26 protein-coding genes are annotated in these 26,779 nt (G+C 42.3%); 4 read left to right on the forward strand and 22 right to left on the reverse strand.

Going from position 1 to position 26,779, the window contains the following annotated elements:
* Positions 1–5 precede the first annotated feature (5 nt).
* The 8 genes from FTV27_RS14505 to paaA form a co-directional block, all read right to left on the reverse strand.
* Positions 6–1,553, reverse strand: coding sequence for a 3-hydroxyacyl-CoA dehydrogenase (locus FTV27_RS14505; protein WP_180079111.1), 1,548 nt, complete (start codon positions 1,551–1,553; stop codon positions 6–8).
* A 3-nt stretch (positions 1,554–1,556) separates the two neighbouring features.
* The gene (paaG, locus tag FTV27_RS14510) at positions 1,557–2,348 is read right to left on the reverse strand and encodes a 2-(1,2-epoxy-1,2-dihydrophenyl)acetyl-CoA isomerase PaaG (RefSeq protein ID WP_180023687.1); all 792 of its coding nucleotides are present in this window, start codon (positions 2,346–2,348) and stop codon (positions 1,557–1,559) included.
* Positions 2,348–3,118: an enoyl-CoA hydratase-related protein gene (locus FTV27_RS14515; RefSeq protein ID WP_180079147.1), complete on the reverse strand. Its 771-nt coding sequence runs from the start codon at positions 3,116–3,118 to the stop codon at positions 2,348–2,350. Before FTV27_RS14515 ends, paaG begins: the two co-directional genes overlap by 1 nt.
* Before the next feature lie 25 nt (positions 3,119–3,143).
* A complete protein-coding gene (paaE, locus tag FTV27_RS14520) occupies positions 3,144–4,202 on the reverse strand; it encodes a 1,2-phenylacetyl-CoA epoxidase subunit PaaE (protein ID WP_180079112.1) in 1,059 nt (352 codons plus the stop codon).
* Between the two features lie 61 nt (positions 4,203–4,263).
* Positions 4,264–4,764 carry a 1,2-phenylacetyl-CoA epoxidase subunit PaaD gene (gene paaD / locus FTV27_RS14525; RefSeq protein WP_180035205.1) on the reverse strand — a complete coding sequence of 167 codons (501 nt, stop codon included), beginning with the start codon at positions 4,762–4,764 and terminating at the stop codon, positions 4,264–4,266.
* A gap of 27 nt (positions 4,765–4,791) precedes the next feature.
* Entirely contained in the window at positions 4,792–5,547 is a 756-nt protein-coding gene (gene paaC, locus FTV27_RS14530; RefSeq protein ID WP_180079113.1) for a 1,2-phenylacetyl-CoA epoxidase subunit PaaC, read from the reverse strand.
* 15 nt (positions 5,548–5,562) lie between these two features.
* Positions 5,563–5,853: a 1,2-phenylacetyl-CoA epoxidase subunit PaaB gene (gene paaB / locus FTV27_RS14535; RefSeq protein WP_078193737.1), complete on the reverse strand. Its 291-nt coding sequence runs from the start codon at positions 5,851–5,853 to the stop codon at positions 5,563–5,565.
* A 37-nt stretch (positions 5,854–5,890) separates the two neighbouring features.
* Positions 5,891–6,835, reverse strand: coding sequence for a 1,2-phenylacetyl-CoA epoxidase subunit PaaA (gene paaA, locus FTV27_RS14540; protein WP_111884663.1), 945 nt, complete (start codon positions 6,833–6,835; stop codon positions 5,891–5,893).
* A 262-nt stretch (positions 6,836–7,097) separates the two neighbouring features.
* Between paaA and paaZ the strand changes: the two genes are divergently transcribed.
* From paaZ to FTV27_RS14560, 4 genes are all read left to right on the forward strand, one after another.
* Entirely contained in the window at positions 7,098–9,212 is a 2,115-nt protein-coding gene (gene paaZ, locus FTV27_RS14545) for a phenylacetic acid degradation bifunctional protein PaaZ (protein WP_180079114.1), read from the forward strand.
* 301 nt (positions 9,213–9,513) lie between these two features.
* Entirely contained in the window at positions 9,514–10,899 is a 1,386-nt protein-coding gene (locus FTV27_RS14550) for an MFS transporter (protein WP_180079115.1), read from the forward strand.
* 397 nt (positions 10,900–11,296) lie between these two features.
* Positions 11,297–11,533, forward strand: a complete 237-nt coding sequence (locus tag FTV27_RS14555; protein ID WP_180008158.1) for a VF530 family DNA-binding protein — start codon at positions 11,297–11,299, stop codon at positions 11,531–11,533.
* A 128-nt stretch (positions 11,534–11,661) separates the two neighbouring features.
* Complete coding sequence (locus FTV27_RS14560) at positions 11,662–12,360, forward strand: DUF1826 domain-containing protein (RefSeq protein WP_180079116.1); 699 nt, start codon at positions 11,662–11,664, stop codon at positions 12,358–12,360.
* A gap of 43 nt (positions 12,361–12,403) precedes the next feature.
* Here FTV27_RS14560 and FTV27_RS14565 read toward each other — a convergent pair whose 3' ends face one another.
* From FTV27_RS14565 to nirD, 14 genes are all read right to left on the reverse strand, one after another.
* Positions 12,404–12,613, reverse strand: a complete 210-nt coding sequence (locus tag FTV27_RS14565; RefSeq protein WP_180079117.1) for a hypothetical protein — start codon at positions 12,611–12,613, stop codon at positions 12,404–12,406.
* A gap of 203 nt (positions 12,614–12,816) precedes the next feature.
* Positions 12,817–13,092 carry a hypothetical protein gene (locus tag FTV27_RS17385; protein WP_373687159.1) on the reverse strand — a complete coding sequence of 92 codons (276 nt, stop codon included), beginning with the start codon at positions 13,090–13,092 and terminating at the stop codon, positions 12,817–12,819.
* Positions 13,093–13,286: 194 nt separating this feature from the next.
* Positions 13,287–14,690, reverse strand: coding sequence for an amino acid permease (locus tag FTV27_RS14575; RefSeq protein WP_180079118.1), 1,404 nt, complete (start codon positions 14,688–14,690; stop codon positions 13,287–13,289).
* Between the two features lie 213 nt (positions 14,691–14,903).
* Positions 14,904–15,542 (reverse strand): ATP-binding cassette domain-containing protein, encoded by a 639-nt coding sequence (locus tag FTV27_RS14580; RefSeq protein WP_180079119.1) that lies wholly within the window; start codon positions 15,540–15,542, stop codon positions 14,904–14,906.
* Entirely contained in the window at positions 15,529–16,227 is a 699-nt protein-coding gene (gene modB / locus FTV27_RS14585) for a molybdate ABC transporter permease subunit (protein ID WP_180079120.1), read from the reverse strand. The genes FTV27_RS14580 and modB overlap by 14 nt, the downstream gene beginning before the upstream one ends.
* 3 nt (positions 16,228–16,230) lie before the next feature.
* Positions 16,231–16,992: a molybdate ABC transporter substrate-binding protein gene (gene modA, locus FTV27_RS14590; RefSeq protein WP_180079121.1), complete on the reverse strand. Its 762-nt coding sequence runs from the start codon at positions 16,990–16,992 to the stop codon at positions 16,231–16,233.
* A gap of 9 nt (positions 16,993–17,001) precedes the next feature.
* Complete coding sequence (locus tag FTV27_RS14595) at positions 17,002–18,252, reverse strand: molybdopterin molybdotransferase MoeA (RefSeq protein WP_180079122.1); 1,251 nt, start codon at positions 18,250–18,252, stop codon at positions 17,002–17,004.
* Positions 18,249–19,172, reverse strand: a complete 924-nt coding sequence (moaCB, locus tag FTV27_RS14600; protein ID WP_180023676.1) for a bifunctional molybdenum cofactor biosynthesis protein MoaC/MoaB — start codon at positions 19,170–19,172, stop codon at positions 18,249–18,251. The genes FTV27_RS14595 and moaCB overlap by 4 nt, the downstream gene beginning before the upstream one ends.
* Before the next feature lie 93 nt (positions 19,173–19,265).
* Positions 19,266–19,790 carry a molybdenum cofactor biosynthesis protein MoaE gene (locus FTV27_RS14605; RefSeq protein WP_180079123.1) on the reverse strand — a complete coding sequence of 175 codons (525 nt, stop codon included), beginning with the start codon at positions 19,788–19,790 and terminating at the stop codon, positions 19,266–19,268.
* Between the two features lie 2 nt (positions 19,791–19,792).
* On the reverse strand, positions 19,793–20,044 hold the full coding sequence (locus FTV27_RS14610) for a MoaD/ThiS family protein (RefSeq protein WP_180011191.1): 252 nt from the start codon (positions 20,042–20,044) through the stop codon (positions 19,793–19,795).
* Positions 20,045–20,046: 2 nt separating this feature from the next.
* The gene (gene moaA, locus FTV27_RS14615; protein WP_180079124.1) at positions 20,047–21,084 is read right to left on the reverse strand and encodes a GTP 3',8-cyclase MoaA; all 1,038 of its coding nucleotides are present in this window, start codon (positions 21,082–21,084) and stop codon (positions 20,047–20,049) included.
* 356 nt (positions 21,085–21,440) lie between these two features.
* Complete coding sequence (locus tag FTV27_RS14620) at positions 21,441–22,064, reverse strand: molybdenum cofactor guanylyltransferase (protein WP_373687160.1); 624 nt, start codon at positions 22,062–22,064, stop codon at positions 21,441–21,443.
* Entirely contained in the window at positions 22,064–24,856 is a 2,793-nt protein-coding gene (locus tag FTV27_RS14625) for a nitrate reductase (RefSeq protein ID WP_180079126.1), read from the reverse strand. The genes FTV27_RS14620 and FTV27_RS14625 overlap by 1 nt, the downstream gene beginning before the upstream one ends.
* Positions 24,857–25,082: 226 nt before the next feature.
* Positions 25,083–26,693: a nitrite reductase small subunit NirD gene (nirD, locus tag FTV27_RS14630; RefSeq protein WP_180079127.1), complete on the reverse strand. Its 1,611-nt coding sequence runs from the start codon at positions 26,691–26,693 to the stop codon at positions 25,083–25,085.
* Positions 26,694–26,779: the final 86 nt, after the last annotated feature.

Below are 26,779 nucleotides of genomic sequence, written 5' to 3' on the forward strand. Positions count from 1 at the left end.
TATCCTTAACTGGCAGCGCGTAATGGCTGCTGCGTTGACACATGTCCTTGTGCCGCTTTTTTTAATAAATATAGATTAGGACGATAACGCTCTTCACCATAAATACGATACAGATTTTGCAAAGTCTGTAAAATAATGTTGTATCCTAATTCTTGTGCCCATTGGAATGGTCCTTTAGGATAATTCACAGCAAATTTCATGGCTGCATCAATGTCTTGTTCAGACGCAATTTGATGTAAAACGGCCTCGCATCCTTCATTGACCAACATGGCAATAGTGCGCAGTACATATAATCCTGGATGATCCTGAGACCAAATCGGAATAATATTTAGACCGATAAACAACTGTTCAATCGTTTTTTGATCTATCGCTGTACACGCTGGTGAAGCTGTAACTGCAATGGCTTTGGCTTGTGACCAATCGCCATGCCAATCCATCAGTACCACTTTTTGTGTTGCATAATCAATCTCGGCAGATTGCCCCATTGATAAACGTAAAGACACATCACCGATGAGAATTTCAGCCATTGGCGCCGCTTCAATACGCAGATTAATATGTAAAGATTGTTGCAATAGCTTAATCAAACCCTGTGAATGTGACCAATCACCTTTGACCACCACCTCAATTTTTTCAGGTGATTTACTGTAAATCACAGGGAGTTGATACACTTTTTTAGAATGTTCTGTTCGATAGTCATAAAACCCCTGTTGAGTTTTGCGACCGAAACAGCCTGCATCGACTAATTCTTTTTGAATTAAGGATGGACGATAACGCGGTTCATCAAAAAAGGCATCATAGACACTCTGTGTGACAGAAAAATTAATGTCTTGGCCAATTAAATCGGTCAGCTCACACGGCCCCATCGAAAAGCGTCCACACTCACGCATGATAAAATCAAGTTGCTCAGGCGTGGTCGCATTTTCCTGCAGGGCACGAAATCCTTCCGCATAATAAGGACGTGCAATACGATTGACGATAAACCCTGGGGTGGATTTAGCACGTACTGGCACTTTTTTCCATGCTGTCATCAAGCTGACTAAAGCATCAGAAATTGCTGGGTCTGTTTTTAAGCCTGCAATCACTTCCACTAACTTCATCACTGGTGCTGGGTTAAAGAAATGCAAACCAACCACGCGTTCTGGATGTGGAATATTGGCAGCAATCGCAGTAATCGAGATTGAAGATGTATTGGATGCAAAGATCGTCTCAGGCGAGCAGATATCAGCAAGCTGTTGAAATAGCTTTTGTTTAACGTCTTTGTTTTCTACAATCGCTTCTACAATCAGTTGGCTGTCTGCTAATTCGTGTAAATCCGCTGCCACGTTTAAATTGGACAAGGTCAGTTGCAAGAGATCAGCCGCCATTTTTCCGGTATCTACACGTTTTTGTAATTGCTGTTTTAGTGCAGCAAAAGCACTTTCTACACGTTGTGGATCGACATCATACACATGGGTCGGATGACCATGCATGGCCGCCAATTGTGCAATGCCGATGCCCATGGTACCGGCACCAATCACTGCCACAGGGGCATGCTGTAAGTGAAGTTCTGCCATGATTTAGCATCCTGTATATTGTGGTGTACGTTTTTGCATAAAGGCTTGTACGCCTTCACGATAGTCACTGCTACGCCCTGCTAAACGCTGTAAATCACGTTCTAAAATCAATTGCTCATCGAGGCTATTAGCTGCTGCAGCATGAATGGCTTTTTTAATCAATGACAAACCATAAGTGGGTTGTGTCGCTAAATGTTCTGCCAATTTGCTGGCTTCGGCTTTCAGTTTTTCGTCTTCAACCACTTGCCAAATCATGCCCAATTGTTGTGCTTGCTCAGCAGGAATCTTATCGCCAAGCATAGCCAAAGCCATTGCTTGTGCACGACCAACCAAACGTGGCAAAAACCATGTTCCACCCGAATCTGGAACTAAACCTAAACGACAAAAGGCTTGAATAAAGGATGCTGATTTTGCAGCCAGTACAATGTCACACGCCAAAGCAATGTTGGCACCTGCACCCGCTGCTACCCCATTCACTGCACACAGCACGGGTTTCGGTATTTCAGTAATCAGTTTGATCAGTGGGTTATAATACATTTCAATCGAGCGGCCTAAATCAGGTGCATCGGCATTCGGATCAACCACGCGGTCACTTAAATCTTGTCCTGCACAAAAACCTCGACCTTCCGCAGAAATCACCACTGCACGAATCTCAGCATTTTTTGCCCATGCTTTGAGAACTCCTGAGACTTCTTTGTGCATAGTTTCATTAAAGCTATTAAGTTGCTTTGGACGGTTAAAGGTTAAATAACCGACTGCATTTTTTTCTTCGACAATAATTGTTTGGTAATCCATTACACACCTCTAAATGCGGGTTGTCTTTTTTCTAAGAAAGCTTGAATGCCTTCCTGACGATCTTGGGTTGCTGCCAACCACACAAAATGTTGACGCTCGAGTTTTAAACCCTGGCTTAGGGTCACTTCATGAATACTTTTTAGCGACTGTTTAATAACACGAATCGCCAAGGGTGCTTGCTTGGCAATTTTTTCTGCCAATTCAACGGCATATTGCACCGTTAAAGCTGTTGGGCAAATTTGACTGCTGATCCCGTGCTGAAATGCGGTCTGTGCACTGATCATTTCACCTGTCATCGCCCAGCGCATACACAATTGTTGACCGACCAATCGTGCCAAACGCTGTGTTCCACCTGCCCCGGGCAACATGCCTAAACCAATTTCTGGTAAAGCAAATTGTGCATTTTCACCACTCAACACAATGTCACCATGCAATGCCAATTCAAAACCTGCACCTAAGGCATAACCGTTGACAGCCATAATTAAAGGCTTGGAAAATTCATCAATGCGCTTCCACAACTGTGGTCGTTGATCTTGCTGAATATTCACTACATCAAGCTGTGCCAATTCATTTAAGTCTGCGCCTGCAGCAAAGCATTGTGAATGACCTGTAATCACGACTGCACGCACTTCACGGTCTTTATCTAAGGTTGTTAAATAATCCGCGAGCTCTTGCAATGTGGCATTGTTTAAGGCATTGCGTTTTTCAGGGCGATTCAGTTCAATGAGCACCACACCGGTTTTTGGAGAACTACTTTTTAGATATTGCATGTCCATACCTTCATTCCACACAGCGTTATTCATCAAAACTTAAGCGTACATTGGCAGTGGTTGGACGGGCTTGGCAGCTCAAGACATAACCTCTTGCAACTTCATCCTCTTCAAGGCTGTAGTTGATGGCCATTTCGACTTCACCTTCAAGCACCTTACACTTACAGGTGGCACACACCCCACCTTTACAGGCATAAGGTAAATCTGCACCTGCACGTAATGCGGCATCGAGGATACTGTCATCTTCTTTTGATACCTCAATGATCAACTCACGACCATCTAAAATAATGTTGACCTTTTCTTCACTACGTTGCGCAACTTGTTGTGCTGATGCTTTTGTAGTCGTACCTGTATTAAAGCGTTCTGTATGAATCTTGCTGCGCTCAATCCCTAGCGTCGGCAAAATTTCCTCAACGGCCGTCATCATCTCTTCTGGACCACAGGCAAAGCAGTGATCAGTATCTGTACGAATCAAACCGGCTTTGGCCAACTGCTGGAGCTTTTCAGCATCAATACGACCGTTAAAGATCTCGCTGTCATTCAATTCACGTGAAAAAATATTCACCAATTGCAAACGCTGATGAAAGCGATCTTTAAGATCCATGATTTGTTCAGCAAACATGGTTTGTTTCCATGAACGATTGCCATAAACCAGTGTAAATGTGGCATCTTGCTGACGATTCAGCACTGATTTCACGATGGATAAAATTGGCGTAATTCCACTGCCTGCAGCAAAACCTAAATAATGTTGTCCACCGACTTTTGCTGCTTTTTGGAAAAACACCCCTTGAGGTGGCATCACCTCTAACACATCCCCTGCTTTGAGGTGTTCATTCGCCCACGTTGAAAATTGACCTTGGTCAATTTTTTTAATGGCAATACTCATATCTTCTTGCACATCGCTACAAATCGAATAGCAACGACGAATTTCACCTTGCTCTGTGAGATGGCGAATAGTCAGGTGTTGACCTGGTTGATATTGAAACGCTGAGGCTTGTTCATCTTGCACAGCAAAAGAAATACAAATGGCATTTTCCGTTTGCGGCTGGATTGATTTAATGGTTAAGGGAATAAATTGACTCATTGTTAAAATCCTTCTTTTATTTTGTTGCTGTGCTGTTCAGCGCACATCGATGTCCATCAGGTTAAATACATTTAAAGTAATCAAAGGGTTCTAAGCAGTCTTGGCAGCGGTATAAGGCTTTACATGCAGTAGAACTAAACTCGCTTAACAGCTGTGTATGTGCACTGCCACAATGTGGGCAAGCCACGCCATCCGTCAGCGCCACATGCGTACCACACAGATGAGATGAACCTTGTGGTGGTGCAATGCCGTATTCGCGTAGCTTTTCTTTACCTGATTCACTCATCCAATCCGTGGTCCATGCCTCAGATAAATCCACCACTACTTTGACAGGGTGAATGTCATGCGCCAACAACGCTGTTTTGATTTCGTCTTTGAGTAAATCAGTGGCAGGACAACCGCTATAGGTTGGGGTCAAACGCACCACAATCTCTTGGCTTGCATTGATTTCTACACCACGAATCATGCCCAAATCCAAGACCGATAACACCGGAATTTCTGGGTCAGACACCTGTTGTAAAATCTCCCAACATTGCTGCTCAACGTGTTGAATTCGGTTCATGTCACTCACTCCCTGTGAACGCTGTGATTACCACACCATCTCTGGATAGCTGCGTTGTAAATATTGCAACTCGGCAAGGACATAACCTAAATGTTCAGTATGCAAACCTTGCTTGGCTCCGCTACGGTAGGCTCCCTCTTGTGGTAGTTGTAGCTCGAAACGCGTTAATTCCGATTGAATAAGTTCTAACCATTTCGCAGGCAATATTGTTAAGTCAGGAATAATGCCGGCTTCTACCAATTGTTTTTCATCGTTGGTCAGTGCAAATAGCTCTTCGGTGAAACGCCACAATTGATTTAAACCATGTTGCACCTTGTCATGTGCTTCTTGCGTACCCAGACTTAAGCGCTCCATCCAAGCTGTTGAAAAACGTTGGTGATATTTCACTTCTTTGAGAGACTTAATCGCAAAGGCAGACAGTTCGGCGTTGTTGCTATTGCTTAACGCGGCAAATAACAAGGCATGATAATGATCCATTAACCATTGACGTACGATGGTCTGTGCAAAGTCGCCATTGGGTTGTTCACAGAGCAGTAAATTGCGATATTCACGCTCAGTTCGGAAGTACGCTAAACGATCTTCATCACGTCCTAAACCTTCAATACTCCCTGCCAGTGAAAGCGCAGTACGTGCCTGACCTAATAAGTCCAAGCCTATATTCGCAAGTGCGATATCAAGCTCAAGTTCAGGTGCATGCCCACACCACTCTGCTAAACGATGTGACAAAATCAGTTGGCTGTCACCAATGTGTAATAGAAATTCGGATAAAACTTTATTGGTCATGCTGTGATCCTCCAATTACATATGCTCAATGCCGTGTGGAATGTTGTAAAAGGTTGGATGACGGTAAACCTTATCCAAATGTGGTTCAAAAAACTCCGCTTTTTCATCTGGTTGTGAACAAGTAATTAACTCAGATTTGACCACCCAAATACTGATACCTTCGTTGCGACGGGTATACACGTCACGCGCATTTTGTAAGGCTATTTCATCATCCGGTGCGCGTAAGCTACCCACATGTCGATGGCTTAAACCTTGTTTGCTACGTACAAAGACTTCGTATAAAGACCAATTGTTTTTGTTATCCATGATTAAACTTCCTGTATGTCATTGATGACTTAAATGCTTATGCAATTTTGCGCGTATCATTGAATTGCTGTTGTTTTTTGGCATAGCTTGCTGCTGCATCACGAACCCATTTGCCGCCTTCCCATGCTTTACGACGTGCTTCAATACGTTCATGGTTGCATGGACCTTTACCTGCGATCACATTAAAGAATTCAGTCCAATTCACTTCACCAAACTCATAATGACCGGTCTCTTCATTCCACTTCAGGTCTGGATCTGGCACAGTTAAACCAAGCTGTAAAACTTGTGGCACGGTGTTATCCACGAATTTTTGACGTAAGGCATCATTACTAAACAGCTTAATTTTCCAATTCATGCTTTGTTCACTGTTCGGTGAATTGTCATCACTTGGACCAAACATCATGAGTGCAGGCCACCAAAAACGATTGACTGCATCTTGTGCCATTTGTTTTTGTTCAGGTGTGCCTTCTGCTAAACGCATCATGGCTTCAAAGCCTTGACGTTGATGGAAACTTTCTTCTTTACAAATACGCACCATGGCACGTGCATAAGGACCATACGAGGTACGGCATAAAGCAACCTGATTGACAATCGCCGCGCCATCGACCAACCAACCAATGGCTGCGACATCTGCCCAACTTAAGGTTGGATAATTAAAGATTGATGAATACTTCATGCGGCCTGCAATCAGTTTATCCATCATATCGTCACGATCTGCGCCTAAGGTCTCAGCTGCGCTATAGAGATATAACGCGTGACCTGCTTCGTCTTGTACTTTGGCAAGTAATACCGCTTTACGTTTTAAGGTGGGCGCACGGGTAATCCAATTGCCTTCTGGCAACATACCAATCACTTCAGAATGTGCATGTTGTCCAATTTGGCGAATTAAAGTTTTACGATAAGCGTCTGGCATCCAATCCTTTGGCTCAATCGATACATTATTGACAATGTTGTCATCAAATCTTTGTTGTTGCGTGTTCATGTTGTCTCACTTATCCCAAGTGTCGTTAGATTTAAATTAATACGATACAAAAAATAATTCAATTGCTTTTTATTGGTATCATATAAATATTTTTAACATCTATTAATAAGATATTGTTTTTATTTAATTAATATTTTTTTCATACTAAAAAATAATTTTTTTAACAGGGAATTTGATTGACAATCTGTTTTTTTGAATGCAATTTATGAAACACATATTATAAATTTAATATTAACAACGTATCATAAATGGAGTTATATCGATGTTGGATCTTGAGCAAAATTCACAAGACAATACCATTTCAGTGGATGGCAAATATGAGCCATCGGAATCTTTACTGCGCTTAAGTTCATTGGTTCTTGGACAAGAACACGTTGCATCAGCAGACTTACGTACAGTATTTCACGCCATTTCAGGTCAAGCCATTTACCAAGTCAGTAGTCATGGCATTGACACTCAAGCCGTGGTGCAATATGCCAAAACGCATGGTTCAAGTGTTGCCAATTGGACCTTTCATCAACGTGCCAATGCATTAAAGCAAATTGCACAGTACTTATTGGAACGTAAAGAAGACTACTATGCCCTTGCCGCAGCAACGGGCTGTACCCGTAAAGATGCGTGGATTGATATCGAAGGTGGTATCGGTACATTATTTGCCTACTCAAGTTTAGTCCGCCGTGAGCTGAGCGATGAAAAAGTTTGGATTGAAGATGATTTTATTCAACTGTCTAAACATGGTTCATTTGGTGCTAAGCATTTACTGAGTCCCAAAGCCGGCGTAGCAGTACATATCAATGCCTTTAACTTCCCGATTTGGGGCATGTTGGAAAAAATTGCACCGACATTATTGGCGGGTGTGCCGTGTATTGTAAAACCTGCAACAGAAGGTGCTCAGTTGACCCATGCAGTGGTGAAAGCCATTCATGAAAGTGGTTTCTTGCCTGAAGGTGCATTACAGCTGATCTGCGGTCAAACCTACGATCTCTTCGAGCATTTAAATGAACAGGACACCGTGACATTTACTGGTTCTGCCTCAACGGGACAAAAATTACGTGCACATCCGCATTTAAATGCCTATTCCATTCCATTTAGTATGGAAGCCGATTCAGTCAACAGTGCCATCCTGACAACCCAAGCCTCAGATGAAAGCATTGATTTGTTTGTCCGTGAAATTTTCCGTGAAATGACCACCAAAGCCGGACAAAAATGTACCGCGATTCGCCGGGCATTTGTCCCTACGGCTTTATTAGAGACGGTGCAACAGCGTTTGATTGAGAAACTAAAAAAAGTCGTGTTGGGTGATCCAAGCCAAGAAGGTGTGACGATGGGTGCTTTGGCGAGCTATAAACAAAAGCTCGATGTTGCAGAAAAAGTCGAAATATTGGCACAAGATGCTGACATTATTTTTGGCAGTCATTTACGCCAAGATATCACGGTAAATGGTGCATATCATGAAAAATCAGCCTTATATCCACCTACAGTTTTACTTTGCCGTCAACCGCTTGATGCACAGTACGTCCATCAGGTTGAAGCGTTTGGCCCAGTGGTGACACTGATGCCGTATAGCACAGAAAGCGAGTTGGCAACCTTGGTTGCAAAAGGTGAAGGCAGTTTGGTGGCGTCCATTGTACGCAATGCGGATGAAAATATTGAAAGCTTGGTCGCAAAAATTGCACCATGGCACGGTCGTCTGCATATTTTAGATACGGAAAGTGCGCGTGAAAGTACTGGCCATGGTTCACCCCTACCACTTTTAGTCCATGGTGGACCTGGGCGTGCGGGTGGTGGTGAAGAATTAGGAGGCTTACGTGCGGTGAAACACTATATGCAACGTACAGCATTACAAGGCTCACCAAATGTGTTGACCCAAATTGGTCATCGCTGGACAGCAGGTGCACAAGTCTTTGAAGATCGCGTGCATCCATTTAAAAAGTCATTTGATGAACTGCGTATTGGTGAGCGTTTACTAACAGCACGACGCACCATTACCGAAGCAGATATCGTTAATTTTGGTGGTTTGAGTGGCGACTATTTCTATGCACATATGGATAAAATTGCCGCTGCAGAATCATTGTTTGGTGAACGCGTTGCGCATGGTTACTTTATTGTATCTGCAGCAGCCGGTTTATTTGTAGATGCCGCAGCAGGCCCTGTTATTGCCAATTACGGTATGGATAATTTACGTTTTGTAGAGCCCGTCAAAATTGGCGACACCATTCAAGTGGAACTGACCTGTAAGCAAAAAACACCAAAAACCTTGCGTGATTCAGAACAAAAACCTCACGGCGTGGTGGTGTGGGACATTAAAGTGAAAAACCAACGTGGTGAATTGGTTGCAACCTATGACATCTTAACGCTTGTCGAGCGTGATGCATAATTTCGACTCAACCAAAAAAGGAATCAATATGATTCCTTTTTTTTATATTATAGATTTATCTGTATCTTTTTTTGTAAATAACATTGACGAATAATGAATTTCAACCTAAATTCGATTAATGATACTTTTTAAAACTAAAATAAATAATAAATGTATCAAATATATTTCAATAATAGCTTTGCACAGGAAGTTGCAAAATGAATGACAAAACAATGGTTTTAGAAACAGTTGGTTGCATCAAGCAACCTGCCATTTTAATCAAAGTAGGTAGTTATATGGACATGAATAAAAGGAATTTCGCATGAATAATTCGCAAATAGAAATGAATACACCAGAACTTGCAATGGATATCCCCGAACAATCGAGGACACAGAAAATTGCTTTAGCAACCATCGTTGGTACCACCATCGAGTGGTATGATTATTTTATTTATGCTGCTGTTGCAGGTTTAGTTTTTAACCAACTTTTTTTTACACCTGCCGGACCTGCTTTCGGAACCCTATTAGTCTTCGCCTCGATTGGTATTAGTTTTATTTTCAGACCCTTTGGTGCCTTTATTGCAGGTTACTTTGGCGATAAATTAGGACGTAAAGCTGTACTCGCTATGACTTTGCTTTTGATGGGTGGGACGACGACCATGATTGGTTTACTTCCAACCTATGAGAATATTGGTATCGCAGCTCCGATCATTTTAATTTTATTGCGTATTTTACAAGGTATTTCTGCAGGTGGTGAATGGGGTGGAGCTGTATTAATGGCTGTTGAACACGCTCCTACCAAAAAACGTGGCTTATTTAGTTCATTTCCACAGTTAGGTGTACCACTAGGTTTGTTACTTGCATCCTTTGTTCTGGTGATTATGACCGCTTATGTTTCTCCTGGTGACGCATTTTTAGAATGGGGATGGCGCGTACCATTTTTACTCAGTATTATTTTATTTGGTTTAGGCTATTGGATTCGTCGCTCAGTTGAAGAAAGTCCAGTGTTCGAACAATTAAAAGAGCGTAAAGGCACAGCAAAAAAACCAATACGGGAACTATTTTCTGAGTATAAAAAACTTATTTTAACAGCTTCCCTTCTTACTGCTGGTACAACTTCACTTGGTTATATGACAGCAGGCGGTTTCATTCAAAGTTTTACTACTAATCCAAATGGCATGGCATTAGATCGACCAACAATTTTGAGTTTAGTCTGTACTTCTGCAGTCATTTGGACATTCTTTACTTGGCTTTCAGCAGTCATGTCCGATAAATTTGGTCGAAAACCTATTTATATTTTAGGTTCAATCATTCAAATTTTAACTGCACTATTCTTATTCCCATTGGTTAGCACTGGTGAATATGTATACATTATGCTTGGTTTAGCAATACTCGCTATGGGAATTGGAATCACCTATGGTGTGCAAGCTGTTTATTATTCTGAATTATTTCCAGCATCAATTAGATTTTCAGGCATTTCAATTACTTATGCAATAGGATCAATCATTGGCGGTGCATTCGCACCCCTTATTGCAGCAGCCTTAATTACCAAGGGAAATGGTATTTTTTGGGTTAGTGCCTATTTAACTATTATGGCTGTAATTGCATTTTTTGCGATTTGTGTTCTTAAAGACCGCACAGGTATTTCACTGGAACCAACCGATGAAGCTGAGAATGCACAAAAGAAATCGCCATTTATTTGGAAATAATCTAAGCGTTTAGATTTTTTAAATGACTAGTACATTATGTCATTAAAAATAAGATCTGACTCGGACTTTTCAATCCGAGTTTTTTCTTGACCGATGCTTATAAATTTCTGCATATATAAACAGTCAAAAGAATTATAAGGCTGACTAACTAAAAATGAATTATTTAAATTAATTATTTTATGAATGTTAATTCTTCTTTTATTGATTTTAAGCTTATAAATCTCATACCCAAGATCTTATCTAGAGTGTTTCTTTGTTTTTAAGAAATTTTAGTCTTGCAAAATGGCTTCGGAAATATGTTAAATATTGAATATGAATCACATTTCAGTTCAAGCTCCCACTTTTTTCAACTCGCTCAGGTTATAATGATCGTCTACCAAAATACGATTGATCTAATATGAGCACCTCCAATGACCCTTTACACGGCAAAAAACTTGCTGACATCTTGGATGAATTATTGGATTACTACGGCGGTTTTGAGGGCTTAAGCCGTAAAATTGAAATTAGATGTTTTTGCATAGATCCAAGCGTTAAATCATCACTACGATTCTTACGTACTACACCTTGGGCACGTGAAAAAGTAGAAAATTTATATTTGTATGTCTTACGCCAAAAAGCCAAACAAAAAGCGTAACGATTAATACCTAAGCTCGAATAATCTTGTATAGCAGTTTATGTTTTAAGATAAAATAAAACTGTGAATCCTTCTAGCTATTCCTTGCACGCAGTATCTTCGCCTCAGATTTAATTTGATCCCTATTTATGAGCAATCCTTTTTCCCAGTATCCTCAAATTGGTGTAGTCACTACATTTTCTGAATTGATTCATCGTCATTTTGAAGGTCAAATGAATGCGCTTTGCTGGCAACGTAGCTTACAAGGCGACTTTAAAGAAATAGTCGAAAAACTCGAACTGATTGAAAATATAACCGAAATTTCCATAGATGATCTGAAGGAATTAAAGCTTTCAGCGCAAGGTCATTTAGCTAGAGAAATCATTTTAAATGACATGCAACAATTAACAGCATTTGGTGCATCACCCTCGCTGAATTTGCTTAAATGTTATGAACGCGATGATAAATTCGATTTCATCTCAACCGATGTTTATTCTTTTCATGTTGATCGATCACCCATCGCTACCGATACCTTTTTATGTACGTATTATGGTGCTTCTAGTGATATTGTGCCAAATGATCAAGTCACACAAAAAATCTTAATTCCTGAAATACGAGAGCAACTCAAAGCTTTATACGATGGCCCTGACTCAGAGTTTGATGACTTTTTAAAGGAATATTTTTTTGATTTACATTATCAACTCAAAGACAATGCTGTGCCTGTAAATTTAGGCAATGGTCATCTATGGCGTTTAGCGGTGGATCATCCTACACAGCCAGTTTTACCTTGTGTGCACCGCGCACCTGTTGAAAATGCAGGTGAATATCGGCTTATGCTGATTTGCTGATTTTAAATATTAATGGATCCTGAGTCCATACGATCCATTCTGTCTAATGAATGAACCGTAATTGAGATCGAGCTGAATTAAGGCAGCGGTAAAGCACTGGCAGTAGCCAAATATCTGTTTGTGCTTGGTCGTATTGTACCTTGGCAAATGTAGATTCGAAATTGCTGACATTTTCCGCAAAAGTACTTTGTAAGGCCATCGAAATACCAACAGCTAAGCCTAGACGTATAAACGCCGTAAAATATAAAGACATGATTTTTCCCACTCATTTATTAAAAAAAAGTGGCGGGAATGTTTTAGGCTACCCCGCCATTAGCGGGGCATAAACAGGAGGAGGTGTTTGCAGAAAGAGATCAGGCGCTTGATAAAAATTCGTCCAAACAAATTTTGGCGAATATTCAAAGGCCTGATGTGCAATAAAAAGAATCGATTGTTGGTTTTGTACAATCAAATGCGTCATAGACGGCAAATGGTCTTGATGATCTTCACCGAGTTGAGATCACTTGCGGTATTTTTGATTGGCTTGCTACTGGATTCATCAGATGCTTGATGCAACGAATGCTGTGGATTGGTTTCACTGCTGACGCATAAGGTATTTTGATGATGACCAAAATGATAGCTTTGAACAACTTGGGTTTGCTCTTCATGCACACAGAAAGCGGCTGCCACGTTCCAAAGGCTTTGGAACATGAACAATCCGACTAAGACTGTTATCCATGTCGCAGAACGCATATTGTATCAATCAAGAAAATTTTAACGATTATAAAGCTTGGAGTCGGTCGAAGGTCAAGTGAATCTTTGAATTTGTCTTAAAAATGGATTGCCATAGAGATATAACGTAACGCATTCGCTTTAATCCCCTGACACGGCACATTCTAAAGACAATCCATTGGTTCATGATTACGATTTTTATCAGCGAAACTTTTTTAATTTAGTTCTGAATCATTCTTCAACTTAGCTTTTCTTGTCACAACTAAGCCGCAGAGCACCACCAATGTCGTAACACCTAAAGATAATGAAGTTTCATAACTGTAGGCTGGAGATAAAAACATATAGATCAGCACACTTAAGATCACCAAAATGACTGCCCATGTCAGCCATGGAAATAGCCACATTTTAAACGCAACCTCAGTTCCATTTTTTTCGATTTGTGTTCTCAATTTAAGCTGTGAAAATGCAATCACTAAATAAACCAATAAGGCAATTGAACCTGTTGTAGACAGTAAAAATCCAAATACTTGGCCTGGAAATAAATAATTGACTGCACAGCAAATTAAGCCCACTACAGACGATGCCAATACTGCAATTGCAGGCACACCAGAGGCATTAATTGATGTGACCCATTGAGGTGCTTCTTTGCGTGTCCCCAATGAAAATAGCATCCTTGATGAACTATAAAGTGCGGCATTCATACAACTTGCAACCGCAATAAAGACCACACTATCAATAATCAATTTTGATTGAGGGACATTTAAACTGACCAAGACATATTGGAAGGTGCCTAATTGTTGTAATTGCGGTGAACGCCAATCGACCAATGCAACCGTTATAAAAATTGAAACCACAAAAAATAAGATAACCCGATACAACACTAAATTGGTTGCGCGTTTAATTTTTTGCTCAGGATCTTTTGATTCTGCTGCAGCGATCGATAAAATTTCTACACCAAAGAATGAGAATGCTGAAATCAATATTGCTGAAAGCACGCCACCCAGACCATTTGGCAAAAATCCATCATTTTTGAATAGATTTTCTACACCACTCACTTCAGGTGCTAAGGGCCAAAATCCAAATATGGCGGTGAGTCCAATGGCGATAAAAATTACAATAGCCAAGACTTTTATCAGAGAAAACCAAAATTCAAACTCACCAAAACTCCGAGTACTAAAAAAGTTCGCTAAACTGAGAAGCACAATAAAGAATGTCGCAAATACAGCACTTGATATTGAAGGAAACCATGCATGCAGAATTTCTGCACCAGCGATTGCTTCAATTGGAATAACTAAAACCCAAAACCACCAATATAACCATCCGATGGTAAAGCCCGCCCAAGGCCCAATGGCTTTTCTTGCATAGGTTGAAAATGAGCCGGTGTCAGGTTGAGCTACAGCCATTTCTCCCAACATTCGCATGATTAAAAAAACCAAAATACTGGTAGTAATATAAGCAAGAACGGCGGCAGGCCCTGCTTTTGCAATCGCAGCAGATGATCCAACAAACAGTCCAGCACCAATTACACCACCAATACTGATCATTGTAATATGCCGATTAGATAGCCCTGCACCCAGTTTTGCAGTTGAATTATGTGTGGCTAAGCTATCATCATGCATCGATTAGATTCCCTGTCTGCACGGTCAGTCGTACAAATCATTATTTCCAAGATCATTAGGAATAAAAAAGGGAAAACGCTGTGTTCTCCCTTGTTTTGTAACAATTTAATCTAGAAAATGAGTTTTTCATAGTTCTAATCAAAACTTTAAGATGCAGCTTAATACCATTTTTTCATCTAATTCACTGTTATTACTTATATAATTTATATTTATTTAAAAACTTATTTGACCATTTTCTAGATACAAAATATGGGCTTTTAAATAATCTAACTCATCGCCATGATGCGTAACATATATCATCGGCAGCGCCAACTGTTCTTTCACCGTGTTTAAAAATGGCAATATTTGATCTTTCAGCCTGCGGTCCAGTCCTGTCAGCGGTTCATCTAACAGCAGTAAGTCAGGCTGTGACAGCAATGCGCGTCCTATGGAAACGCGCTGCGCTTCTCCGCCAGAAAGTTCATGCGCCCGCCGTTTGAGCAGTGGCTGTAACTCAAGCAGATTAGTCACTTGCTCAAATTTAAATTTCGCATTTTCCTGAGCGCCTAAGTTCTCCGCATATTGCAGATTTTGCTGCACATTCATATGCGGAAAAAGCCATGATTTTTGAAAAATCAGCGCAATACTGCGTTGATGCATCGGCACGTTAATCTTCTGCGCCGTATCGAACACATCACGCTGATTCAGCGATATATAACCTTGCTGCGGCTGCAGCAAACCAACCAAATTTTTCAGCAGCGTAGACTTGCCGCTGCCTGATGGCCCCATAATGCCAAGCAGCTGTTCTTGCATCTGCAGCCGAGCCTGCAATTGAAAATCTGCATATTGAAACTGAAAATCACACTGAAGCATGGCCGGCTCCGAGTTTTCGCTGATAGAACTGTAAAATATAATAATTGGCAATCAATGCGCCAAAAGCCGCCAGCAGTGAAAGGATCACTAAACGCATTGCGGATTCTTCGCCATTGGGCTGCTGTATCAGCGAATAGATAGCAATTGGAATGGTTCGGGTTTCATCAGGAATATTACCCACAAAGGTAATGGTTGCGCCAAATTCGCCTAAACTTCGGCTAAATCCTAAAATGCTCCCGATTAAAATGCCCGGCAATGCCAGCGGCAGGCTAATTGATGCAAATACCCGTAACGGATGCGCGCCTAGGGAGCCTGCAACCTGCTCCAGCTGCTGATTAATCATTTGAAAAGACAAACGGATCGGCTGCACAATCAGCGGAAATGACACAATCATGGATGCTAAAACGGCACCTTTCCAATTAAAAGCCAGTTGAATGCCCCATTCATTGAGCAGCTTGCCGATCCAGCCATTTGAACCAAACAGCACCAATAGCAGATAACCTAAAACCACCGGCGGCAGCACCATCGGCATTTGTAACAGCGCTTCGACTAAAAATTTCAAATGAAACTCATAGCGCGCCAGCACCCAAGCCAGCCCAATAGCAAATGGCAAGCAAAATACAGTGGCGCAAACGGCAACCTTAGCCGACAGAAACAAGGCGCTCCACTCTTCTGGGCTGAGCATGCTTTAGCCTTTCACACCAAAGCCATAATGCTTAAAAAGCATTTTGCTTTGCGCATGGTCTTTAAGATAACGGTAAAACTTCACGGCCTCAGGTTTAGCTGCGCCTTGATGTGTTAAAGCCAATGGATAAATGATCGGTTGATGAGTATGATTTGGAAAAATCCCCGCTATTTTAACTTTAGAACTGATCAGCGCATCGGTACGGTAAACAATCCCCGCTTGGCACTCACCGCGTTCAACAAAAGCCAAAGCCGATCGTACATCATCTGTCCCGACAATCCTTCCATTCAAACTTGATTGCCAGCCCAACTTGGTTAGGCTTTGTTTGGCATATTTTCCAGCAGGTACAGACTCCATTTGCCCTGTACATAAGTGACCTTTGAATGCCTTGGCAAAATTAAACTGCGGCAAGGCTTTAAATTGCATATTCACCGCTTTAGGCGTAATCAGCACCAAATCATTGCTTAGCATGTTGAATACTTGCTTTGCAGGTATTTTCTGTTTTTGCACCAAATAATTCATCCAGTCCACATCTGCTGAAAAATACAAATCACTTGGCGCACCGGCTTCAATCTGTTTGGCTAAAGCAGATGACGCGCCAAATACCGGTACAATTTTGATGTCTGAATTCTGTGCCTGATATTGCTTTGCAATATCGCTGATAGCATTGCTTAAACTGGCTGCAGCATAAATTTTGACTGTTTCCGCCTGAGATGCGCCAGCAATGAAGCTCAGTCCTACTGCTAAAATAAATTTGAATCGCATAGCAAACTCCTAATGCTGAATAAATACGCCTTGAAGAATTTGTCCTGCTTGCACAGACTGCCCTGCAGGAATCCGAACAATGCAATTAGCTTGCATTAAATTGCTCAACATATGCGACTGCTGTTTAGACAGGCTGGTTAGTTGAAGCTTGCCTTGCTTATCAAAGTGCGCCGACATTCTTAAAAACCGCTCACGTGCATCTGCTTTTAGGTCATGTGTCATGACTGCGCTGAACCAGTCCAGCGCAAGTGTTTGACCTTGTAGGGCTTTCAATAATCTATCTGTATAAATTTGCATGCCGACATAGACTGCAGCGGGGTTGCCCGGCAGTCCGAGTAAATAACAGGAACTGCTGTCAGGACGTCGATATTGTGCAAACAGCATCGGTTTGCCGGGTTTTTGTTTCACTTTCCAGAAAATTTGCTGAAAACCGATGTCCAAGGCTGCCGGCCGAACAAAATCATAATCACCGACAGATACGCCGCCAGTCGTTAAAATTAAATCAAAGCTGTCTTTTAAACGGTTGAATAAATCTAAAACCGCCTGTTTTTCATCTGCAATATGAATCACTTCAACTTGGACGTGCTGCGACTGAAACCATGCTGAAATCAGCGGCGCATTGGCATCAAATATTTTACCAGCATGGTAATCTTCTATATTTTGCGCAACTTCATCACCTGTAATTACGACCGCAATTTTCGGATAGGCAAAAACTTCGCAGTGTGAAATACCAGCCATACTGAGCGCTGCAATTGATCCAACCGTCAGCTTTTGACCACGCGCTGCTAAACATTGTCCAAATGAAATTTCCTCACCTGCATCTCGAATATCTGCATGCGGGCTTAAGGCTGCAGTCAGTTCAATCTGCTGTCTATCCGCCTTTACAATTTCTTGCCGCGCTACAGTTGCCGTGCCTTCAGGTATCGGCGCGCCGGTAAATATGCGGACAGCTTGCCCTGCATTTAAGCTTATTTCAGCCGTTTGCCCTGCGCGGATTTCTCCAATCAGCTTAAATTGCGCGCCGGGTTTAATTTCACCCGCTGCGCAAATGGCATAGCCATCCACTGCGCTTTGCGCAAATAAAGGCAGCTGAATTGGTGAATGCACATCTGCCGCCAAATAACGGCCTAAAGCGTGCTGAAGCGCCAAAGTTTCATGCGCTAAACTTTGCGTATGTGTCTGAATCAGCGTAAGCGCTTCGTCCACTGAAATCAGTCCAGCCTCGGCCCCGCAGCCTGCGTGCAATACGGCTTGGTTCATTGGTAGCCTCCTGCATGCGGAATATTCTTCTGCACATCAAATAGATGCACCAAGGCAGGTAAAATGGCAATCAATGATTCTTTTGCGCCTTGTCTGCTGCCCGGCAGTGTAATGACTAAACTGTCATCAATATAGCCGGCAACACCGCGGCTGAGGGCTGCATAAGGGGTGCGTTTCTGCCCAAAACTGCGGGATGCTTCCATCAGCCCTGGAATTTCCCGTTTTAACAGCGGCTGAATGGTTTCAACGGTTAAATCTTTCTGGCCTAGACCTGTACCGCCCACGGTCAAAATCAGCGGATATTGCGTCTTATGCTGTTCAATAAGAGCCAAAAGCTGTTCAGGACTGTCCGGTATCACTTGATAGCTGATGTTGCTGAAGTTTGCTTCTTCTAAAATTTCGAGGACATTTTGCCCTGCAGTATCTGATTTTTTACCGGCAGCAACCGTATCTGAAAGCACAATAATCGACGCCGATAAGCTTTCTTTCAATACACGGGTAAAATGTGATTTACCGCCTTTTTTCTTTTGCAGTTTCACCTGATCTAGGCATAAATCTTCAGGCTCACAGTGAGGTTTCAGCATGTCATACAGCGTTAAACCGGCAAGACTGACCGCAGTTAATGCTTCCATTTCCACACCCGTTGGGCCAATGGTTTCGACCACAGCACTGATTTCGACATGCGCCTCAAATAATTCATATTCGACATCTGCACGGTAGATCGGCAGCGGATGACACAGCGGAATGAGTTCATCCGTGCGTTTTGCGCCCAATATACCTGCAATCCGTGCGGTTTTCAGCGCATCGCCTTTTTCTGTATTGCCATTACGCAGCAGTTCAATGCAATGTGGCGGCGCATGCAGAATTCCAGTTGCAATGGCTGTACGGTAACTTTCCGCTTTCATGCCCACATTTTTCATTGCTTTGTCCTTATCTTATTCATTTGCGTCTGCAGTATTAAATTTGGAGTTTTATAGGTGCCATTGGTAAATATTGGCGTTCAAATGCATGGTCTAATGGCTGTTTTGATGTGCATATTCACATGACTCGCCATGAATATGAGCATGCTGCGCTGCATGACTTGTCGCCTTGGGCACATGATCTTTACGAATACAGCAGCCCTCTACATATTGGCTGCTGCCGTCCATATAAAACTCTTCTTTCCAGACCGGAACTTCATGCTTAACCCGCTCAACCGCTTCTTCGCAGGCAGCAAAAGCCTCACGTCGGTGCGGCGCATAGGCCATGGCGATAATGGCGGTATCACCGACCTGCAGCGCGCCAATACGGTGTACAACCCGTACATATGACACGCCGTATTTGGCTTGAATTTCCTGTTCAATTTGCCGGATCATTTTTTCAGCCACAGGCGCATAAGCGGTATATTTCAAAGCTTTTACCGCTTTGCCTTCATGGTGATTACGCACCGCGCCTATAAATACACCTATACCGCCGCATTCAGGAAATGCCTTAATGCTGTCAAAATCGGCTTGGCTGAATACCGTGTCTTGTATGCGTGAAATATGCTTGAGCTCCATATTCAGCCTCCCGCCACAGGGGACAACAGCACAACGGTGCTGTCCTGCATCAATGCGGTTTGCCTTGGCACAATGTCTTCTCCCATAGCGCAGGCGCAGCGTTCAAGCATGCTGAACGACTCCGGAAATTGATCTGTAACTTGCTGCAAAACCTCTGCAATCGACTGCTGTGCGAAGCAAGTCAGACTCAAATTCTCTGGCAGCAGGCGTTCAATAGCGCCAAAAGATTCTATTTTGATGGTGATATGAGTCATCTTTAACCTCCAATCATATGCATGCTGATTTTTCTAGATGGGCTGGATTGGGTAGTTATGGCATGAAAGCCTTGTTCCTTCTGCCAAATGTAACCGCCTAATTTTTGCTGCAAAGCCATTGCATCGAGCGGCATTAACTCTGTTGTTTTACTGCTTTTCAGCTGCTGAATTTCATGGCTGAGATTTAAACCTTTTCGGGCAAACAGGCAGTTAAAAAACTCGCCTTGCGCATTCAGTCTTAGACGGTCGCAGCTGCCGCAAAAAGAATTGCTGATGGTTGAAATAACACCTATAGGCAAGCCGTTGATTAAGTAAGATCTGGCTGGTGACGCACCTTGACCGTGCAATGTTTGCACTTCAAAAACAGTCTTGAGTTTATCCAGTATGTCTTGTTCGGTAACGACCGCAGCTTTAGACCAGTTTTGATCACCATCCAGCGGCATAAACTCGATAAACCGCAGTTCGAAACCTTGTTGCAGCGCCCATTTTGTTAATGGAATGATTTGCTGTTCATTTAGACCTTTCATTAACACGGTATTGATTTTTATTTCAAAGCCCGCTTGCTGAGCCGCTTCAATACCTTCTAATACAGGCTGTAATTGTTTTTGTGTCAGCTGGAAAAATTGCGCTTCATCCAAACTGTCCAAGCTGATATTTATGCCATCTAGGCCAGCTTGTTTTAGGGCCTGTGCATATTGCTTCAGATAATGTCCATTGGTTGTCATGGAAATACGTTTAAGGCCTAGCTTTCTGAGGTGCTGCAGCTGTTCAATAAAATGTACAACGCCTTGACGCATAAGAGGTTCACCGCCGGTGATCCGGATTTGATCAATCCCGCGCAGCACCATAAACTCACAAAAATTGTAAAGTGATTCAAAACTAAGAAGATTATGTTTTTTCATCCATTCAGGATGTTCAGGCATACAATAGACACATTTAAAATTACAGCGGTCTGTCACTGAAATGCGCAACTTGCGTTTTTCACGGCCAAACTGATCCTTAAAAATGGTCGCTGGCTGTAATTGTGTCATGCTGTTCATGTTTATCTTCCATGGTGCTGTCATTTGCCCTGTCTTAGCTCAGTACAAATTTTGCGCCCTCTTTTCTTGCAGTAAAAATTGCAATAAGTGTTCCAACTTTGCGCTTTTTTGAATATTTATTTCAGAGGATTTGGTTTGTTTTTTTGACACACAAAATCAATAACTTATAAATAACTAATAGCAATTAAAAATATAAATTGCCGTTAAGCCCATTATCTAAGGTATAAAAGCAGTCTGTTTTATCTCTAGATATCATGCTCAAAAGCTTCATATTGGCTGTAGATTTTCTCTCTGGGTTCAAAAACAGCACATTAGGCTCATTATTTGAAATGAAAGCTCCGCAAAAGGTACAGCTTTTAGAGAAAATTCAGCTGACGGTGCTGCTGCAGCTCATCTAGAGAGTTAATGCTGTGAAAAAAGAGTGCATTATTTTGAAAACGTGCAACTTGCATGTGCATTTTACTAAAACACCCCTTTAAACTGCGCTGTTTTTGATCAAGATACACCTGCAGCATTGTGAGACTGCTTCGTTTCAGCAAACAAAATGGATACAGCGCTTTGCCATTAATTTCCACTACAGCTACTTCACACAAGGGATCCCGCTGCATGGCCTGATGCAATCTCGAAAGCACTTTCTTCGGGATATAGGTCACATCGCACGGGACAAACAAAACATAATCAGACTCAACATGTGACCACGCGCTTTTCATCCCCATCAATGGCCCTAAAAATCCGGCTTCATCATCTTGATAAAAGCGGATCGAGGGAATGAGCCGTTTATAAATCGAATGATCGCGATGGCTGTTGATCCAGACATTTTCAGCCCGTGATTTCAACTGCTGATGGATCTTAATCAGCTGAATTTCATTATCAAATTTTTGCAGCACTTTATTCATGCCGTTCATTCTGCGGGCCTGACCGCCCGCCAAAATAACCAAGTCTGTTTCTGGATAGCCTACTGATTTGGTGATTTTCTTCATCATTCTGCGTACTCCATCTGACAGGCTTTAATTAAGCCTCGAATTTCTGATAAGCACGAACCGCAATTGCCGCCAGCCTTTAAACATGCAGTAACTTGTTTTTCATGGGTAATATTCTTTTCTTTAATGGTTTCGATAATGGTATTTTTACCGACTTTAAAGCAGCTGCACACCAGCGGACCTGCACTGTTGGTCATGTTCATCGGCTGACCTGCCAGCAGCGCTTTGCGGTGCATTGCGCTTAGTCGTTCACGCTTAAACATGCCAGCAATCCAATCACGGTCTGGCAGCATAGAGCGTTGCGCAATATATAGACTGGCAATTAAATGCCCATCTTGCAGCACCACGGTATGACTCAAATCGGCAGTTTGATCTTCCAAATTCAGCCATTCAAAGCTTTCATCGGTAAATGGCAGTAATGTTTTCAGCTGCTGGACAGTGTTTCTAAATTTTTTACGATCTGCCAACTCAAAACGTGTCGCTTTCGCTGTTTTAATTTTGGTCCACCAAACCGTGTTTTGAATGGTGTTTTGCACCATTTGCTCAAAGCCGTCACGTACATACAGTACACCTTGCCACTGTATATAAAACGGCTGCACAAATACAGGCGTGTGTTTAAATTCAGGTTCGCCTGAAAGCGCATCGACCACAGGATTCACTACTTTGCCGATACGCGCATCCGATGCAACTTGGTCATTCCAATGAATTGGCGCAAAGATTTGACCGCGCCGAATTTTATTGCTGACCTGCGCACGTAAAATACATAAGCCCCAGTTAGATTTCACCTCAACCAGTTCACCATCTTTAACACCAAACTTCAGTGCATCTTGCGGGTGTATTTCACAAAATGGTTCGGCGATATGTGTACTCAAGTTTGCAGATAAACCTGTACGACTCATGGTGTGCCATTGATCACGGATACGGCCAGTATTTAAAACCAGCGGATATTCGCCGCAAATCTTGTTCAAAGGGTCAATAGCGGTTGTTGCTACAAACTTAGCTTTGGCATCGGCATGACTGAATTGGCCTGCTGCAAACAAACGGCTGACTGCATCAGCGCTCTGATCTAACTGCCAAACTGGCCATTGCACGGGCTTTAATTCAGCATAATCTTGTGCAGATAACTTACTTAAACCCTGCAAGTTAAAGTAGCGAAAAGACTCAGTGGTATCACGTTGATCTAAAGGCGCATTTTGATAAGCAGATAATTTTGCATGTTCAATAAATATGTCATAGCTGCTGCTGTAGTCAAAACCGCTATAACCCATCTTTTTCGCAACTTGTGCAATAGACCACCAGTCTGCTCTGGCTTCACCCGGCGCATCTAAAAAAGCAGTTTGACGTGAAATACGGCGTTCAGAATTGGTAACGGTTCCGTCTTTTTCACCCCAGCCCAATGCAGGTAAAAGCACATCTGCATATATTGCTGTGTCTGTGTCTTTGCAAATATCCGACACCACTACAAACTCGCATTGCTCTAAGGCACGTTTGACTTTATCTGCATCTGGCAAGCTCACAACAGGATTTGTCGCCATAATCCAGATGGCTTTTATTTTGCCGCTTTCAACCGCCTGAAACAGATCAACCGCTTTTAATCCCGCTTTATTGGCAATAAATGGACTTTGCCAAAACGCTTGTACTAATGCCTGATGCGCTGTGTTATCGACATCTAAGTGCGCAGCCAGCATATTGGCTAAGCCGCCAACCTCGCGGCCGCCCATCGCATTGGGCTGACCTGTCATAGAAAAAGGCGCTGCACCTAATTTTCCGATTTTGCCAGTCAGCAAATGGCAGTTAATAATACTGTTGGCTTTGTCTACACCGCGCGAAGACTGATTAACCCCCATAGAAAATAGCGACATAACTTTGTCAGTTTGCGCAAATTTTTCAAAAAATAGCTGTAATTTTTCTAAAGAAATACCTGTACGCTCAGCAACTGCTGTCATAGAAGCTTCTGTTTTACTTTGCTCCAGCGCTTGCGCCAAACCTTGAGTATGTTTGGTGATAAAATCTACATCACTATGATTATTTTGTACTAAATACTGCAGCAAACCGTTGAACAGTGCGACATCTTGCCCCGGTAAAATTGGCAAATGCAAATCTGCAGCCTCACAGGTACTGGTAAAGCGCGGATCAATGACCACCACGAACAAATCACGTTCTTCTTTGGCTTTCATAATGCGCTGATACAGCACGGGATGGCACCATGCTGTATTGGATCCGACCAGCACCACCATATCTGTATGCTCAAAGTCTTCATAGCTTGCTGGTACAAGGTCTTCACCAAATGCACGCTTATGTGCCGCCACAGCCGATGACATGCAAAGCCGTGAATTGGTGTCAATATTTGCAGTACCTAAATAGCCTTTGACAAATTTGTTAACGGCATAGTAATCCTCCGTCAGCAGTTGGCCCGACACATAAAAAGCGATGCTTTCACGTCCGTAAAGATCTATACATTGCTGAAATTTTTCGGCAATCAGTGCTGTTGCTGTGTTCCAATCTGTAGCCTGACGAGTATGAAATGGTGATGTTTGACGCCCAAGCATCGGCTGTAAAACACGTGTTTCTAATCCAATCGTATCGGCTAAGTTACTGCCTTTAATGCACAGCTTGCCATAGTTTGATGGATGGTTCGCATCGCCAGTCACGCTCACTTTTTGCCCTAAAGCTGTCTGTTCAACTGTTGCGCTCACGCCGCAGCCGACACCGCAATATGGACAAGTGGTTTGCGTTGTTTTAATTTTATTTTCTGTGGAGCTATGCAGTTCCACTATCGGGATGCTATTCACTTCTGCTGGCTCCTTTTCCAATTCTAACGAGGTATTGCAATAATTTTTAATATTAGACTACTTGCATAAGTAGATTTTTAATCAACACTTAATTCATATAGGAAGTTCCCTCTCCTTTTAAAGGATGAGGAACATAGTTCCGCAAGTGGGAGAGGATTTATATGAAAAGCCCCCTTATCCTAACCTTCGCCCAGTGGGAGAAGGGACTTTCAAAATTAAAGACGCATTACCCTGCTTTCTTTAATGCAAAATCCTTACCAAACAGCAATTTGTTTCGGATACTTGAAATTGGAGTTTTATCTGAAATCAATTCTGCATACCATGCCCCGTCTTCAGTATCGCCAAACAGCACAGCACCAATCACTCTATCTTTTTGAATAATAATGCGTTTATAGATTTGGCGTTTTTCATCATTCAAAATAATGTCTTCAAAATCATCCAACGGTTCAAAGTTGCCTGCAGAAAAAACATCACAGCCGCTGACTTTTAACTGCGTCGGAACCGTAGGCGCTTTGAAGGTTAAGCTGCCATGTTCGGCCAAATGCGATGCACAAATGAATGCCTGTCCCCAAAGCGGTTCAACTAAACCGAAAGTTTGGCTTCGGTGTTCAATACATTCACCCACCGCATAAATACTCGGATCAAAAGTTTGCATGGTGTCATTCACCATGACACCGCGGCCGCAGCGCAGTCCTGCACTTTGCGCAAGCTCAATATTCGGACGAATACCCACCGCAAAAACCACAAGATCTGCATCTAAAACAGTACCGTCTTGCAAACGCAGCTGCTTCACATGGCCATCTTCACCCATCAACTCTTGGGTATTTGCTGCGGTCATGATTTTTATACCTTTTTGTTCAATCGCATGATTGAGCATTAAGCTGGCTTTTTCATCTAACTGACGGTCCATAATACGATCCATCAAATGCAGTACTGTGACATTCATGCCACGCTGTTTCAGGCCATACGCAGCCTCTAGGCCAAGTAAACCGCCGCCAATCACCACTGTATTTTGCTTAGATTTACAGTAATCCAGCATGCGGTTTACATCATAAATATCACGGAAGCTGAGAACACCTTTTAAGTCAGTTCCCGGTATAGGCGGAATAAATGGCTTAGAACCTGTCGCTAAAATCAGACGGTCATAATCGATGACCAAGCCTTTTTCTGTGTATACCTGCTTGCGCGGACGGTCTATGCGTACCGCCGCATCACCTGCTACAAAACGGATATTTTTGTCTTTATACCAAGCATGTGAATGCAGCATGATATCTTCAATGGTTTTATCACCTGAAAGCACAGGGGAAAGCATAATTCGGTTGTAATTACCCCAAGGTTCTTCACCAATGACCGTAATTTCATAACGCTCTGGCGCCATATCCAGCAGATCTTCTAAGCAACGCATACCTGCTAAGCCATTGCCGACCAAAACAAGTTTCATCAACTCAGACGATGGCGCGTTATTGGTAATATAGGTTTTTTGAGCAGTTGGACTAATCAGCACACGGCCATTTTCAATTTTGCTTGGAAAAACCAAGAGTTTTTGGTCTTTATCTTCTAAGCAGCGTCCAGTAGCAAGGCTGAAATGCTGTTTATAAATGGGTGATGCCACAACACGCTCACCCTGCAAGTCACCAATAATACCGCGGGATATAACATAGGCTTGACTAAACGGATCTTGATTGCTCAGTGCATAAACCCGCTTTTCTTCACCGACACGGAATATCGCAATTTGCTGATTTTCAATCAGTGCGCCCACACCTGTATTTGGCGTAATATCTTCTAATGCACAAACATCAAACCAGTCTAAATCATTCATTTCTTTTAAAATTGTCATATTCTTCATCCTTTTTTAAACTTCTTTTAGTTCACCATCTTTCGTTTCCGCTTTAACGAGAAACCGAATAAGGATGTAAATCAAAT

Origin of the sequence: Acinetobacter sp. YH12251 (assembly GCF_013417465.1) — a bacterium.
GTDB lineage: Bacteria > Pseudomonadota > Gammaproteobacteria > Pseudomonadales > Moraxellaceae > Acinetobacter > Acinetobacter amyesii.

Excerpts from the sequence above, each read along its gene's own strand:
- FTV27_RS14505 (WP_180079111.1), bottom strand. The coding sequence starts at position 1,553 with ATGGCAGAACTTCACTTACAGCATGCCCCTGTGGCAGTGATTGGTGCC.
- paaG (WP_180023687.1), bottom strand. The coding sequence starts at position 2,348 with ATGGATTACCAAACAATTATTGTCGAAGAAAAAAATGCAGTCGGTTAT.
- FTV27_RS14515 (WP_180079147.1), bottom strand. The coding sequence starts at position 3,118 with ATGCAATATCTAAAAAGTAGTTCTCCAAAAACCGGTGTGGTGCTCATT.
- paaE (WP_180079112.1), bottom strand. The coding sequence starts at position 4,202 with ATGAGTCAATTTATTCCCTTAACCATTAAATCAATCCAGCCGCAAACG.
- paaD (WP_180035205.1), bottom strand. The coding sequence starts at position 4,764 with ATGAACCGAATTCAACACGTTGAGCAGCAATGTTGGGAGATTTTACAA.
- paaC (WP_180079113.1), bottom strand. The coding sequence starts at position 5,547 with ATGACCAATAAAGTTTTATCCGAATTTCTATTACACATTGGTGACAGC.
- paaB (WP_078193737.1), bottom strand. The coding sequence starts at position 5,853 with ATGGATAACAAAAACAATTGGTCTTTATACGAAGTCTTTGTACGTAGC.
- paaA (WP_111884663.1), bottom strand. The coding sequence starts at position 6,835 with ATGAACACGCAACAACAAAGATTTGATGACAACATTGTCAATAATGTA.
- paaZ (WP_180079114.1), top strand. The coding sequence starts at position 7,098 with ATGTTGGATCTTGAGCAAAATTCACAAGACAATACCATTTCAGTGGAT.
- FTV27_RS14550 (WP_180079115.1), top strand. The coding sequence starts at position 9,514 with ATGAATAATTCGCAAATAGAAATGAATACACCAGAACTTGCAATGGAT.
- FTV27_RS14555 (WP_180008158.1), top strand. The coding sequence starts at position 11,297 with ATGAGCACCTCCAATGACCCTTTACACGGCAAAAAACTTGCTGACATC.
- FTV27_RS14560 (WP_180079116.1), top strand. The coding sequence starts at position 11,662 with ATGAGCAATCCTTTTTCCCAGTATCCTCAAATTGGTGTAGTCACTACA.
- FTV27_RS14565 (WP_180079117.1), bottom strand. The coding sequence starts at position 12,613 with ATGTCTTTATATTTTACGGCGTTTATACGTCTAGGCTTAGCTGTTGGT.
- FTV27_RS17385 (WP_373687159.1), bottom strand. The coding sequence starts at position 13,092 with ATGCGTTCTGCGACATGGATAACAGTCTTAGTCGGATTGTTCATGTTC.
- FTV27_RS14575 (WP_180079118.1), bottom strand. The coding sequence starts at position 14,690 with ATGCATGATGATAGCTTAGCCACACATAATTCAACTGCAAAACTGGGT.
- FTV27_RS14580 (WP_180079119.1), bottom strand. The coding sequence starts at position 15,542 with ATGCTTCAGTGTGATTTTCAGTTTCAATATGCAGATTTTCAATTGCAG.
- modB (WP_180079120.1), bottom strand. The coding sequence starts at position 16,227 with ATGCTCAGCCCAGAAGAGTGGAGCGCCTTGTTTCTGTCGGCTAAGGTT.
- modA (WP_180079121.1), bottom strand. The coding sequence starts at position 16,992 with ATGCGATTCAAATTTATTTTAGCAGTAGGACTGAGCTTCATTGCTGGC.
- FTV27_RS14595 (WP_180079122.1), bottom strand. The coding sequence starts at position 18,252 with ATGAACCAAGCCGTATTGCACGCAGGCTGCGGGGCCGAGGCTGGACTG.
- moaCB (WP_180023676.1), bottom strand. The coding sequence starts at position 19,172 with ATGAAAAATGTGGGCATGAAAGCGGAAAGTTACCGTACAGCCATTGCA.
- FTV27_RS14605 (WP_180079123.1), bottom strand. The coding sequence starts at position 19,790 with ATGGAGCTCAAGCATATTTCACGCATACAAGACACGGTATTCAGCCAA.
- FTV27_RS14610 (WP_180011191.1), bottom strand. The coding sequence starts at position 20,044 with ATGACTCATATCACCATCAAAATAGAATCTTTTGGCGCTATTGAACGC.
- moaA (WP_180079124.1), bottom strand. The coding sequence starts at position 21,084 with ATGAACAGCATGACACAATTACAGCCAGCGACCATTTTTAAGGATCAG.
- FTV27_RS14620 (WP_373687160.1), bottom strand. The coding sequence starts at position 22,064 with ATGAAGAAAATCACCAAATCAGTAGGCTATCCAGAAACAGACTTGGTT.
- nirD (WP_180079127.1), bottom strand. The coding sequence starts at position 26,693 with ATGACAATTTTAAAAGAAATGAATGATTTAGACTGGTTTGATGTTTGT.